Source organism: Streptomyces aureus, assembly GCF_001418135.1.
Taxonomy (GTDB): domain Bacteria; phylum Actinomycetota; class Actinomycetes; order Streptomycetales; family Streptomycetaceae; genus Streptomyces; species Streptomyces aureus_A.
The window spans coordinates 1-11,914 of the sequence record NZ_LIPQ01000136.1 but is presented as its reverse complement, the minus strand read 5'-3'; the positions used below and the strand labels follow the sequence as shown (position 1 = coordinate 11,914).

Sequence of the window (11,914 nt, the reverse complement as noted above, 5' to 3'; positions counted from 1 at the left end):
GCGAGGCCGCCGAGGACGCGCGGCGCTGGGATTCCAAGTACGGCGGCGGGGACTGGCGTTCGTCCATGGTTCCCGAGTGCTTACGCGTGGACGCGGCCCCGCTGCTGCTCGCCTCGTACTCCGACGAGGTCGGCCGGGCCCTGTTCGGNNACTACATCCAGGCGCTGCGGCTCGCCCGCGCCGCCGCCGACGTGCCCCTCGGGGGCTACGTCCTGGCCTCGATGTCCCTCCAGGCCACCTACCGGGGCTTCGCCGACGAGGGCGTCGACCTCGCCCAGGCCGCGCTCGAACGGAACCGGGGGCTCGCCACCGCCCGCACCATGTCCTTCTTCCGGCTCGTCGAGGCACGCGCGCACGCGAAGGCCGGTGACGGGGTCGCCGCGGCGGCGGCGCTCAAGTCCGCCGAGGGCTGGCTGGAGCGCTCCCGCGAGGGCGACGGGGACCCGACCTGGCTGGGCTTCTACTCGTACGACCGGTTCTGCGCCGACGCCGCCGAGTGCTACAGCGATCTGAAGGCGCCGCGCGAGGTGCGACGCTTCACCGAGCAGGCGCTGTCGCGGCCGACGGAGGAGTTCGTCCGCTCGCACGGGCTGCGGCTCGTGGTCTCCGCCGTCGCCGAGCTGGAGTCGGGCAACCTGGACGCGGCCTGCGCGGCGGGCACGCGCGCGGTGGAGGTGGCGGGGCGGATCTCGTCGGCGCGGACGACGGAGTACGTACGGGATCTGCTGCACCGGCTGGAGCCGTACGGGGACGAGCCCCGGGTCATGGAGCTGCGGGAGCGGGCCAGGCCGCTGCTCGTCGCACCGGCGTGAGGGGCGGGGGCGCCGCTCGTCGCCCCCGCCGCGAGGGGCGTGCCCCGCTTCGGCATGCCCTGCGTCGGGGTGACCTGCGTCTCGTGCCGTCGCGCGAGGTTTCACGGGATTGTCAGTGGGCCAGTGCACTATCGGGGGTGGGAGGTGGCGCTGGTGTTTGACTGTGACGTGCTGGTGATCGGCGGCGGGATCGTCGGTCTGTCGACGGCGTACGCCCTGACGCGCGCCGCTCCCGGCACCCGGGTCACGGTCCTGGAGAAGGAGCACGCGCTCGCGAGCCACCAGACCGGGCGCAACAGCGGGGTGATCCACAGCGGGATCTACTACCGGCCAGGGTCGCTCAAGGCCCGGTTCGCGGTCGAGGGCGCGGCCGAGATGGTCAAGTTCTGCGCGGAGTGGGGCATTCCGTACGAGGTGACGGGCAAGCTCGTCGTCGCCACCGCGCGCGAGGAGCTGCCCCGGCTGCACGCGCTCGTGCAGCGCGGCAGGGAGAACGGCATCCCGGTGCGCGAGCTCGGACCCGCCCAGATCAGCGAGTACGAGCCCCGGGTGCGGGGCCTGGCCGCGATCCACGTCGGCACGACCGGCATCTGCGACTACGGGGCGGTGTCCCGGCGGCTCGCCGAGTCCTCCCGGGCCCGGATCCTGTACGGCGCGGAGGTCACCGTCATCGACCGGCGGCCCTGGGGGGTCGCCGTGCGGACGGCGGACGGCCGGGTGGTGCGGGCACGGGTCCTGGTCAACTGCGCGGGGCTGCACTGCGACCGGATCGCGCGGCTCGCGGGCGACGACCCGGGCATGCGGATCGTTCCCTTCCGGGGCGAGTACTACGAGCTCCGGGACCCCTCGCTCGTGCGCGGACTCGTCTATCCGGTGCCGGACCCGGCCTTCCCCTTCCTCGGGGTGCATCTGACGCGTGGCATCGACGGCGGCGTCCACATCGGGCCGAACGCGGTGCCGGCGCTCGCCCGGGAGGGGTACGGCTGGTCCGTCGTCCGCCCGCGCGAGCTGGCTGGCACGCTCGCGTGGCCCGGCTCGTGGGCGATCGCCCGGTCGCACTGGCGGTACGGGGCGGGTGAGCTGCGGCGGTCGGTGTCGAAGCGGGCGTTCACGGAGGCGGTGCGGCGGCTGCTGCCGGTGGTGTCGGAGTCCGACCTGCGGCGCGCGGACGCGGGGGTGCGGGCGCAGGCGGTGCTGCGGGACGGGACGCTGGTCGACGACTTCCTGATCCGCGAGGCACCGCGGACGGTCCACGTACTGAACGCGCCCTCGCCCGCGGCGACGGCGTCGCTGCCGATCGGCCGGGAGGTGGCGGGGAGGGCGCTGGCGCGGCTGTAGCCCTTCGCCCCGGGGGGCGCGGGGTTCGCCGTAGAATCGGGGCATTGTGTCTGAGCAGCCAGAGAACATCGCGCGCCCCCTCGCCGACCCCGCCGAGTCCGTACGGCCCGTCTCGCAGCGGGGCAGTCAGCGGTTCGCGCCCGGTGAGGGCCCCCTGCCCGATCCCGCCGGGTCTCATCACGAGCGGCGGATCCGCAGCTTCCAGCCGCGGCGCAGTCGCGTCACCGCCGGTCAGGCCGAGGCCCTGCTGAAGCGGTGGCCCGACTGGGGTCTCGACATCGACGGCCGGCGGGTCCTCGACCTCGGCGAGATGTTCGACGGGCTGCCCGTCGTCCTCGAGATCGGCTTCGGCATGGGCGAGGCGACCGCGCAGATGGCCGCCGCCGACCCCGGCACCGGCATCCTCGCCGTCGACGTCCACACCCCCGGCCAGGGCAATCTCCTCGGCCTCGCCGACCGGAACGGCCTGACCAACGTCCGGGTCGCCAACGGCGACGCGATCATCCTGCTCCGCGAGATGCTCGACAAGGACTCCCTCGACGGCTGCCGCGTCTACTTCCCGGACCCGTGGCCCAAGGCCCGCCACCACAAGCGGCGCCTCATCCAGCCCGAGTTCCTCAGCCTCCTCGCGACCCGGCTCAAGCCCGGCGGCGTGCTGCACTGTGCCACCGACTGGGAGTCGTACGCCGAGCAGATGCTGGAGGTGCTCTCCGCGCACCCCGACTTCGAGAACACCCAGGCCGACGGCGGTTTCGCGCCGCGGCCCGACTTCCGGCCGCTCACCCGCTTCGAGGGGCAGGGGCTCGACAAGGGCCACGTCGTGAACGATCTCCTCTTCCGGAGGAAGTGACCTCCGGGGGAAGCAAAGCGTCTCAACCCTTTTCCGGCTGTCGGTGGAGGTCGTTAGGGTCGCTCACGTGTCCTTCCCCGTCCCCACCGAAGCCGGTGCCGCTCCCGTCCCCCACCGGGACACCGAGGAGCCGGCCTTCCCGGCCGCCGCCGACCGGTCCCAGTGGCGTTACCGGCCCCGCCGGGACTTCTGGCGCAGCCGGCTGGTCCGGGCCGTCGCCCTCGTCACCGTGCTCGCGATCTGCGCGCTGTTCATCCTCGGGCTGGTCCGGGAGCAGACCGGCACCGAGGGCTTCCTCGTCGGCCTGGGCCTCGCCGTGTTTCCCGTACCGCTGCTGATGGCGGCGTTCCGGTGGCTCGCCCGGGTCGAGCCGGGGCCCTGGAAGAACCTGCTCTTCGCGTTCGCCTGGGGCGCCTTCGCCGCCGCGCTCGTCGCGATCCTTGCGAACTCCTTCGCGGTCCGCTGGATCGCGACGGCCACCGCCGATCCCACCTCGGCGGACACCCTCGGCGCGACCGTCGTCGCGCCCGTGGTGGAGGAGACCGCGAAGGCCGCCGCGATCCTGCTGCTCTTCCTCTTCCGCAGGAAGCACTTCGGCGGGCTCGTCGACGGGGTCGTGATCGCCGGGTTCACCGCGACCGGCTTCGCCTTCACCGAGAACATCCTCTACCTCGGCAACGCCTTCGGCGAGGACCAGGAGTTCGGCTCCACCGGCCTCGGCTCGGTGACCGCTGCGACCTTCTTCGTCCGGGTCGTCATGTCGCCGTTCGCGCATCCGCTCTTCACCGTGCTCACCGGCATCGGCTTCGGCTTCGCGGCCCTCGCGCCGCGCGGCAAGCGCCTGCGCCGGGTGCTGCTGCCGCTCGCCGGGCTGCTGCTCGCCATGGGCCTGCACGCCGCCTGGAACGGCTCGGCCACCTTCGGCGGCCCGCTGACCTTCTACGCGGTGTACGGGGCTCTCATGGTCCCGGCCTTCGGCCTGCTGACCTGGCTCGCGGTCTGGAGCCGGCAGCGCGAGCTGCGCACGATATCCGGCGAGCTCCCGGCGTACGCGGCGGCCGGCTGGCTCTCCCCCGCCGAGCCGCTCGCGCTCTCCTCGATGCGCGCCCGCCAGCTGGCACGCTCGTTCGCCGCCCGTACGTACGGGCCGCCGGCCGCGCGGGCCGTGGGGGAGTACGAGTCCTTCGCGACGACCCTGGCGTTCCTGCGGGACCGGGCCCGGCGCGGCACGGCCGGGCCGGACTTCCCGGCCCGGGAGCAGGAGTTGCTGCACCATCTGTGGCAGCGCCGGGCGGTCGCCTCCCCCGCCCTCACGTACGCGGCGCGGGCGACGGGCCAGGTCTGGGCGCCGCCGCAGTACCTGGACTACGACGGCTTCAACCCGTACCGCAGCTAGCCGGAGGCGGACGAGGCCGGGGTCAGATCCCCGAGGCGTCCGTCAGGAGGGTCAGTTCCGCGTCCGTGAGCGTGAGCTCCGCCGCCGCGACCAGCGCCGGGACCTGCTCGACCGTACGCGCCGAGGCGATGGGTGCCGCGACGGTCGGGCGGGAGGCGAGCCAGGCGAGGGCGACGGTGGCGAGTTCCGCGCCGTGCGCCTCGGCGACGGTGTCCAGCGCGGAGAGCACGGCCCGGCCGCGCTCGGTGTCCAGGTGCCTGCCGGCGCCGGCGGCGCGGGCGCTGTCGACGGGGGTCCCGGGGCGGTACTTGCCGGTGAGGAAGCCGGAGGCGAGGCCGTAGTACGGGACGGCGGAGAGGCCGGCCTTCTCGACGGTCTCCAGGAGCGGGCCCTCGTAGGTGTCGCGGGAGACCAGGTTGTAGTGCGGCTGGAGGGCCACGTACCGGGCGAGGCCCTCGGACTCGGCGAAGTCGAGGGAGGCGCGCAGTCGCTCCGGGGAGATGTTGGAGGCGGCGACGGCCCGCACGGTGCCGTCCTTCACCAGCTGGTCGAGGGCGGTGACGATCTCCTCGACGGGGACGGACTCGTCGTCGAAGTGCGTGTAGTACAGGTCGATGTAGTCGGTGCCCAGGCGGCGCAGCGACTGCTCCGCGGCCGCCTTGACGGTGGTGGCGGACAGTCCCTTGAAGTGGGGGTGGGCGCCGACCTTGGTGGCGACGACGACATCGGCGCGGTTGCCGCGCGCGGCGAGCCAGCGGCCGATGACGGTCTCGGACTCGCCGCCCTCGTTGCCCTCGGCCCAGGCCGAGTAGACGTCGGCGGAGTCGACGAAGTTGCCGCCGGCGGCGGTGTAGGCGTCGAGGACGGCGAAGGACTGCGCCTCGTCGGCGGTCCAGCCGAAGACGTTGCCCCCCAGGGCGAGCGGGAAGACGTGCAGGTCGGAGCTGCCCAGCGGGCGGAGAGTCGTCATGGTCGAGACAACCGTCCGCGCCACCGGGCCTATTCCGTCAGCTCAACGGGGCGAGCCGGGGTGTCAGAGGCTCAGGCCCTTGGAGCGCAGCCACTCCGCCGGGTCGAGGCCGGAGCCGCCGGGCGTGTGCACCTCCATGTGGAGGTGGGCGCCGGTCACGTTGCCGGTGGCGCCGACGCGGCCGATCGTCTCGCCGGTGCCCACGGTCTGGCCGGCCGAGACCGTCATGGAGGACATGTGGGCGTACCAGATCTCGGTGCCGTCCGAGAGTTCGAGGACGACGCGGTAGCCGTACGAGCCGGACCAGCCCGCCGACTTGATGGTGCCGCCGTGGACCGCCTTGAGCGGGGTGCCGGTGGGGGCGGCGAAGTCGAGGCCGGTGTGGTAGCCGGAGGACCACATCGAGCCGGACTGCATGTAGGTGGCGCTGAGGCTGTACGAGGAGAGCGGCAGCGTGTAGCTCGCGGCGAGCTTGGCGAGGCGCTCGGCCTCGGCCGCCGCCTCGGCCTTCGCCCTGGCCTCGGCCTCCGCCTTCGCCTTGGCCTCCGCCTCGGCCTTGGCCTTCGCCTCGGCGGCCGCCTTCTCCGCCGCGTCGGCCTTGGCCACGGCCTCAGCGGCGGCCTTCTCGGCAGCCGCCTTCTCCGCCGCGGCCTTGTCCGCGGCGTCGGCGGAGGCCTGCTGCTGCTCGGCCTGCTGGAGGATGCGGGCGCGCAGGGCCTCGCCCGCGTCTCCGGCGCCGGACGCGGCCTGCGCGGCCGGACCGTCCTGGGTGACCAGGCCGGCCTGCTGCATCCGCGGGGTCTTCGTGCCCTGCTCGTCGTCGACGGTGGCGTACGCGGCGCTGGTGAGCGGGTTCGGGTTGGCGCGGGCCGCGCTGACCGTCTCCTGGGTCTCCTCGGGGAGGAGGTCGCCGACACCGGGGAGGTCGTGGGCGTCCGGCAGGTTGAGGTCCGGGAGCGATATGGCCACCGGGGGCTTCTCCTGCGCGGTGGCGAGGCCACCCGCACCGACGGCCGCGATCACACCGACGCCGAGGACGGTGGAGGAACGGGCGAAGTTGGAGCGCTGCTTGACGACACGGTGGCGGCCGCCGGAGCGGCTCTCGGCGCGGAGGGATCCCTCGGTGGGGTTCCACTCGGTGTCCGGAGCGGCAGGACCCGCACCACCACCGAAGGCATCGAAGGGGGCTTCGGGTGCGGGAGTGTTGGACGCCACGAAGGCGCGCTCCTTTCCTTCCTTCTCGCCTACCGGGTTAGCTGACGGGTTCGGAGCAGGAAGGTCTCCTACGGGCACGGTCGCACAAGTGCGAAAGGCCCGATTCACCCCAAGTAGTGGTTCCCCGGTTCCTTTTCAGGATTCGGCGCGTGCGCACGGTGCCGCCTCTTGCGACGGCTGGGACGACCGCGCTGCGTTATCGAACGTTAATAGACACGGGGTGCCGATTCCAAGCTGTTCCTCTTGATCATTCACTGAATTGGGACGGAATGGTCCGAGTTGACCCCGCTTCAGCAAGGAATGCCCAAACCCTCGCGATCTGACGTTACGTCAATTGTTATCGCAGTGACACCTCGTGACTACGGCCGGTGACCGGACCCGCCGCCGGGCGATCCGGGCCCGCCCTGCGGCACCACCGGCATCGTCCGGCGCCGCTCCGGCTGCCCCGTCGCCGGACGGCTCACCGCGAGCAGCGCCATGTCGTCGGTCGACCCGCCGCCGGTGTGCAGCCGTACGTCGTCCACGAGCGCGTCGAGCAGTTCCTCGGGTCCGGGGAAGATCCGCCCGGCGAGCCGTTCCCCCGGGTCGTAGAAGACGCCCTCGGCGTTCCGCGCCTCCGAGAGACCGTCGGTGTAGAAGAGCAGCGTCGCGCCCGGCGGGTACGGCCGCGCCTCGGCCCGGTCCGGCCACGCCGCCAGATCGCCCATGCCGAGCGGCAGCGCCGGCTCGCCCGGCTCCATCGTGTCCAGGCGCCCGTCCGCGTACAGCATCAGCGGAGGCGGGTGCCCACGGTTGACGACACGTACGAAACCGTCGAAGGTGCCGCCCCCGCCACCGCGCGGGATCTCGGCGAGCACGGCCGTGGTGAACCCCTCGAAGGCGTCGAGCCCGTGCCGGCGGGTGCCCTCCCGGGCGAGGGCCCGTTCGAGCCGCTGCGCCACGCCCTCCAGGGTCCGCTCCTGCTCGGCCGCCTCCCGGAACGCCCCGATGACGACGGCGACGGCCTCGACCGCGTCCATGCCCTTGCCGCGGACGTCGCCGACCACGAGCCGTACCCCGTAGGGGGTGTCCTGGACGGCGAACAGGTCACCACCGATGAACGCGTCCGCCTGCGCCGCCTCGTACCGCGCCGCGCACTGCAGCCCGCCGATCCGCTCGGCGGGCGTCGGCAGCACCGCCTTCTGCGCGGTCTCCGCGATGACCCGCGCCGAGGCGAGCCGCTCGCCGCTGCGGAGGACGACCCGGTTGATGAGCACGGCGAGCACGGCGACCGTGAGCACGGTGAGGAACTCGGTGAGCGACGGGATCTCGGTCGCGGTGCCGTTGTAGAAGTGCAGCCCGACGGAGGCCAGGACGGCCGCGATCCCGGTGAGCAGCGTCGTGAGGGTGGAGAAGAACGGTGCCGCGATCAGCGGGGCGGCGGAGAACATCGGCGCCGCGCTGTACCTGGGCGGCGTCAGGACGTCGAAGAAGACACCGCCCACGATGATCAGCGGCGGCAGCGCCCGGAGGAACCGCCGGGCGCCCCCGTACGGGCGGCGGCTCGCGCCGCCCCGCCTCCCGCCGTTCGCTCCTGGGGGGTGCCCCACCTGTGCTCTCCTGCCCGGTCCGTACCCGGCCGCGGCCCGTACCGCGCCCTCCCAGGGTGGCCGCCGCCGCCCTGGGCGGCGACTCCCACGGGGCCGACTGGCGTACGGCCCGGGGAAAGGCCCGGCCACGCGCGCGTGGGGCTCGGCTCCGGTACGACATGGACCCGGGCGCCGTGGGCGACGAGCATCCGCTCGACGATCGGTTCGAGGCCGGGGTCGGTGACGACGTGCACCGGATGACCGTGGAGGACCCCGGAGAGGGCGAGGACGAGGCCGAGGCCGAGGGTCCCGGAGGTCGACTCGACGATCGGAGCGCCGGGCCGCAGCCCGGGACTTCCGGCGGCGACGGGAACTGCGGCGGCCGGGACAGCCGGGCTACAGGTTCCGCTCCGCGTAGATCTCCAGCGCGTCCCGGACGAGGACCGCGGTGCCCTCACCGTGCCTGTCGTAGTTCGCGGTGAAGCGCGGGTCGTCGACGTACATGCGGCCGAGACCGATCAGGTGCTCCTTGGTCGGCGTCGTGGTGGTGGACAGCCACGCCACCTGGCGCCACGCGATCGCCTGCACCTCGTCGCTGTCGGCGGCGAGACCGTCCCTGAGCGCCCGCGCGAAGTCGCGGGCGATGCCGGACTGCTCGTCCATGAACATCTTCTTCTGCACGGCGGTGAGCGAGCGCCACCAGCGGTCGGCCTTCTCGTAGGCGTCGCGGCCCCAGCGCTCGGTGGCCTCCTCCTCGTACACCGTGTGGTCGAACCCGTCGAACACTTCGTCGGCCATGAGTTCTTCTCCGTTCTCGGTCTTGTGGAGAGTGGTCCGCACCGAGGCGATCTGCCGTCCGATGCGCTCGCGCTCCTGCTCCAGGAGCGCGAGATGGGTGCGCAGGGCGGCGGACGTGTCCCGCTGCCCCGCGAGGACCTCGGCGATCGCGGGCAAAGAGAGCCCCAGCTCGCGCAGCAGCAGGATCCGCTGCAGCCGTACGAGCGCCGCCTGGTCGTAGTACCGGTAACCGTTCGCGCCGATCCGGCTCGGCTCCAGCAGGCCGCGGTCCCCGTAGTGCCGGAGGGTGCGACTGGTGGTGCCGGCCTTCTTGGCGATCTCTTGGATCGACCACTCCATACCGAAAACGCTAAATCTTGACGTTGCGTAAAGGTCAAGCGGCGAAGGCGGGAACGACGAAGGCCCGGATCCAGTGACTGGATCCGGGCCTTCGCTGCTACTGAGTAGCGGGGACAGGATTTGAACCTGCGACCTCTGGGTTATGAGCCCAGCGAGCTACCGAGCTGCTCCACCCCGCGTCGGTAAACATGACTCTACGGCATGACCGGGGCGATCCGGAAATCGATTTCCGTCAGCAGCCGCAGTCGTCCGAGTCCACCGGCGCCGTGAGCGGGTCCGCGGCCTTCTCCGCGGGCCCCTCCCAGGTCTCGTACGTGAAGCCCTCGCGCACCCAGTATTCGAAGCCGCCGAGCATCTCCTTCACCTGGAATCCAAGCTCCGCCAGGGCCAGCGCGGCGCGCGTGGCGCCGTTGCAGCCGGGACCCCAGCAGTACGTGACGACCGGCACGGAACGGTCGAGCAGCCGCTCGGCCTGCTCGGGGATGAGCGCGGTCGGCAGGTGGACGGCGCCGGGGACGTGCCCCTGGTCCCAGGAGGCGGTCGAGCGGGAGTCGATCACCACGAAGCCCGGGTCGGTGCCGTCGGCGGCCGCGGCGGCCAGCACGGAGGCCACGTCGGAGACATCGGCGTGGAAGGCGAGGCTCGCGGCGAAGTACGCGGCAGCGGCGGCGGGAGCGGCCGGCGGGGTCCGGAGTACGGCGTTGACCTGCGAAGTTGTCGTCGTCATGAGGATCAATCTACGGATGATGATCACCGCGCTGAAGGGAGGATCCCCGGCGCTCCGAGGCATGGACCGGGGAATCCCGGGCGTTCGCCGCGAGGCGGCGTGGATCTCACGTACCGGAATCGCCGGGACCGCCGATACCCCCCTTCACCAGGCGCGTGACAGGCGGCGTCACATCGACGAGGTTTGATCCGTCATGACGACATGACGGGACGCGAACGGGGAGATCGACGAGTGGACCAGAACCGCGACAACCACGCCGACGGCAAGGACCTGCTGGCCCGCCGCTTCGAGGCCGACCGGGGCCACCTGCGGGCGGTGGCCTACCGGATGCTGGGCTCGCTCAGCGAGGCCGAGGACGCCGTCCAGGAGGCCTGGTTCAAGCTCAACCGCAGCGACGTCAGCGCGGTGGAGAACCTCAGCGGCTGGCTCACCACCGTCGTCGGCCGCGTCTGCCTCGACATGCTGCGCTCGCGCGGCTCGCGCCGCGAGGACCCGCTGGAGTACTACGTCCCCGACCCGGTCGTCCGGGTCGCCGGCACCACCGACCCGGAGCACGCGGCCGAGGTCACCGAATCCGTCGGCCTCGCGCTCCTCGTCGTCCTGGAGACCCTGGGCCCGGCCGAGCGGCTCGCGTTCGTCCTGCACGACATGTTCGCCGTCTCCTTCGACGAGATCGCGCGGATCGTGGACCGCACCCCCGCCGCCACCCGCCAGCTCGCCAGCCGCGCCCGCCGCCGGGTCCAGGACGCCACCCCCGCCCCCGGGCCCGACGCGCGCCGGCAGCGGGAGATCGCCGACGCCTTCCTCGCCGCCTCGCAGGGCGGCGACTTCGAGGGGCTGCTCGCCGTCCTCGACCCGGACGTGGTGCTGCGCGCGGACGGCGGACGGACGCTCGCGGCCGTCTCCAAGGTCGTCCGGGGCGCCGAGGCCGTCATCTCGCAGGCCCTCATGTACGCCAGGTTCCGGCAGGCCGCGCTGCCCGTCGTGGTCAACGGCGCGCCCGCGTTCGTCGCGGTCGCCGACGGCCGTCCGACCGTCCTGATGTCGTTCACGATCGCGGGGGACCGGATCGTCGAGCTCCAGGTCCTGGCGGACCCGGAGCGGCTCGCGGCGCTCGACCTCCCGGAGGAGGACCTGGCCCGCGCGACGTTCTGAGACGCCTCGTCACTTCCCCCTGGCGGCCGTCAAGGAGGCCACGGCCGTCAGGGAGACGGCGGCGCTCGCGATGCCGAGCACGGCGCCCGCGGCGACGTCGCCCGGGTAGTGCACCCCGGTGTGGACACGGGAGTAGCCCACGGCCATCGCCAGGATCTGCAGGGGCACCGCGGCCGGCGGGAAGACGACCCCCACGGCCGTCGCGAAGGCCACCGCCGACGCGGTGTGCCCGGAGGGGAACGAGGCCGAGTCAGGCATCGGCACATGGCGGCTCACCACGACCCGGGCCGCCTCCCGGTCCGGCCGCGGCCTGCGAACGAGGCGCTTGCCCAGCAGGTTGGCCGTGGCCGAGGCGACGGCCACGGCCCCGATGCCGGCCAGGGCGGCGCGGCGCGGCCGGCCGGGGACCAGGGCGAGCCCGGCCGCCACGGAGAACGAGATCTTGGAGTGGTTCGCCGCGCCCGACAGCCTGCGGAAGGCCGTGTCGAGCGTGGGCGTGGGGGTGGCGGCCACGGCGGCGTAGACGGCCCCGTCGATCGCGCGGAGGTCCCGGAAGACCGCCCTGACGGGGTTGGTGGTGGGAGTGGGGGTGCCGGTCATGAGTCGCTGCTCCTCGAAGTGGTCCGGAAGGCGATTTCGGTGATGCGCCGCCAGTCCAGGGGCGGCTGAGGCTCGATGACGCCGGGCCGGTGACGCGGCACGAGCACCCGCAGGGCGCCGGGGCGCAGGGTACAGACGACGGGGGT

10 protein-coding genes, 1 tRNA gene, 3 pseudogenes and 1 riboswitch are annotated in these 11,914 nt (G+C 73.0%); of the genes and pseudogenes, 6 read left to right on the top strand and 8 right to left on the bottom strand.

Annotated elements, in window-relative coordinates; translation table 11 throughout:
- From AOK00_RS40290 to AOK00_RS13635, 5 genes and pseudogenes are all read left to right on the top strand, one after another.
- Positions 1-148 (top strand): annotated as a pseudogene (locus tag AOK00_RS40290) (MFS transporter); the annotation flags it as partial.
- A gap of 2 nt (positions 149-150) precedes the next feature.
- Positions 151-812, top strand: a pseudogene (locus AOK00_RS13650) (MFS transporter); the annotation flags it as partial.
- A gap of 153 nt (positions 813-965) precedes the next feature.
- Positions 966-2,150: an L-2-hydroxyglutarate oxidase gene (lhgO, locus tag AOK00_RS13645; protein ID WP_055600574.1), complete on the top strand. Its 1,185-nt coding sequence runs from the start codon at positions 966-968 to the stop codon at positions 2,148-2,150.
- A 46-nt stretch (positions 2,151-2,196) separates the two neighbouring features.
- Positions 2,197-3,000, top strand: a complete 804-nt coding sequence (gene trmB / locus AOK00_RS13640) for a tRNA (guanosine(46)-N7)-methyltransferase TrmB (protein ID WP_055600573.1) — start codon at positions 2,197-2,199, stop codon at positions 2,998-3,000.
- Positions 3,001-3,067: 67 nt separating this feature from the next.
- Positions 3,068-4,396 (top strand): PrsW family intramembrane metalloprotease, encoded by a 1,329-nt coding sequence (locus tag AOK00_RS13635; RefSeq protein ID WP_055600572.1) that lies wholly within the window; start codon positions 3,068-3,070, stop codon positions 4,394-4,396.
- Between the two features lie 22 nt (positions 4,397-4,418).
- Here AOK00_RS13635 and AOK00_RS13630 read toward each other — a convergent pair whose 3' ends face one another.
- The 7 genes and pseudogenes from AOK00_RS13630 to AOK00_RS13605 all read right to left on the bottom strand — a co-directional run bounded on the left by AOK00_RS13630 (position 4,419) and on the right by AOK00_RS13605 (position 10,013).
- The gene (locus tag AOK00_RS13630) at positions 4,419-5,366 is read right to left on the bottom strand and encodes an aldo/keto reductase (RefSeq protein ID WP_055600571.1); all 948 of its coding nucleotides are present in this window, start codon (positions 5,364-5,366) and stop codon (positions 4,419-4,421) included.
- A 63-nt stretch (positions 5,367-5,429) separates the two neighbouring features.
- Positions 5,430-6,581, bottom strand: coding sequence for a M23 family metallopeptidase (locus AOK00_RS13625; protein ID WP_055600570.1), 1,152 nt, complete (start codon positions 6,579-6,581; stop codon positions 5,430-5,432).
- Positions 6,582-6,592: 11 nt separating this feature from the next.
- Positions 6,593-6,739: riboswitch (cyclic di-AMP (ydaO/yuaA leader) on the bottom strand.
- Between the two features lie 201 nt (positions 6,740-6,940).
- Positions 6,941-8,170, bottom strand: a complete 1,230-nt coding sequence (locus AOK00_RS13620) for a PP2C family protein-serine/threonine phosphatase (RefSeq protein ID WP_055600569.1) — start codon at positions 8,168-8,170, stop codon at positions 6,941-6,943.
- Between the two features lie 125 nt (positions 8,171-8,295).
- A pseudogene (locus tag AOK00_RS40285) lies at positions 8,296-8,496 on the bottom strand (pyridoxal-5'-phosphate-dependent protein subunit beta); the annotation flags it as partial.
- 49 nt (positions 8,497-8,545) lie between these two features.
- The gene (locus tag AOK00_RS13615) at positions 8,546-9,286 is read right to left on the bottom strand and encodes a MerR family transcriptional regulator (RefSeq protein ID WP_055600568.1); all 741 of its coding nucleotides are present in this window, start codon (positions 9,284-9,286) and stop codon (positions 8,546-8,548) included.
- Between the two features lie 105 nt (positions 9,287-9,391).
- Positions 9,392-9,465: transfer RNA gene (locus AOK00_RS13610), tRNA-Met, on the bottom strand.
- Positions 9,466-9,518: 53 nt separating this feature from the next.
- Positions 9,519-10,013: a rhodanese-like domain-containing protein gene (locus AOK00_RS13605; RefSeq protein WP_055600567.1), complete on the bottom strand. Its 495-nt coding sequence runs from the start codon at positions 10,011-10,013 to the stop codon at positions 9,519-9,521.
- Positions 10,014-10,214: 201 nt separating this feature from the next.
- On the opposite strand from AOK00_RS13605, the gene sigJ reads away from it, so the two are divergent.
- Positions 10,215-11,168 (top strand): RNA polymerase sigma factor SigJ, encoded by a 954-nt coding sequence (sigJ, locus tag AOK00_RS13600; RefSeq protein WP_079041982.1) that lies wholly within the window; start codon positions 10,215-10,217, stop codon positions 11,166-11,168.
- A 9-nt stretch (positions 11,169-11,177) separates the two neighbouring features.
- On the opposite strand, the gene AOK00_RS13595 is transcribed toward sigJ, so the two are convergent.
- Complete coding sequence (locus tag AOK00_RS13595) at positions 11,178-11,768, bottom strand: phosphatase PAP2 family protein (protein ID WP_055600565.1); 591 nt, start codon at positions 11,766-11,768, stop codon at positions 11,178-11,180.
- Positions 11,769-11,914: the final 146 nt, after the last annotated feature.

Bases quoted from the DNA above. Each gene is read 5' to 3' on its own strand.
- AOK00_RS13605 (WP_055600567.1), bottom strand. From the start codon at position 10,013: ATGACGACGACAACTTCGCAGGTCAACGCCGTACTCCGGACCCCGCCG.
- AOK00_RS13595 (WP_055600565.1), bottom strand. From the start codon at position 11,768: ATGACCGGCACCCCCACTCCCACCACCAACCCCGTCAGGGCGGTCTTC.
- AOK00_RS13630 (WP_055600571.1), bottom strand. From the start codon at position 5,366: ATGACGACTCTCCGCCCGCTGGGCAGCTCCGACCTGCACGTCTTCCCG.
- AOK00_RS13615 (WP_055600568.1), bottom strand. From the start codon at position 9,286: ATGGAGTGGTCGATCCAAGAGATCGCCAAGAAGGCCGGCACCACCAGT.
- sigJ (WP_079041982.1), top strand. From the start codon at position 10,215: ATGACGGGACGCGAACGGGGAGATCGACGAGTGGACCAGAACCGCGAC.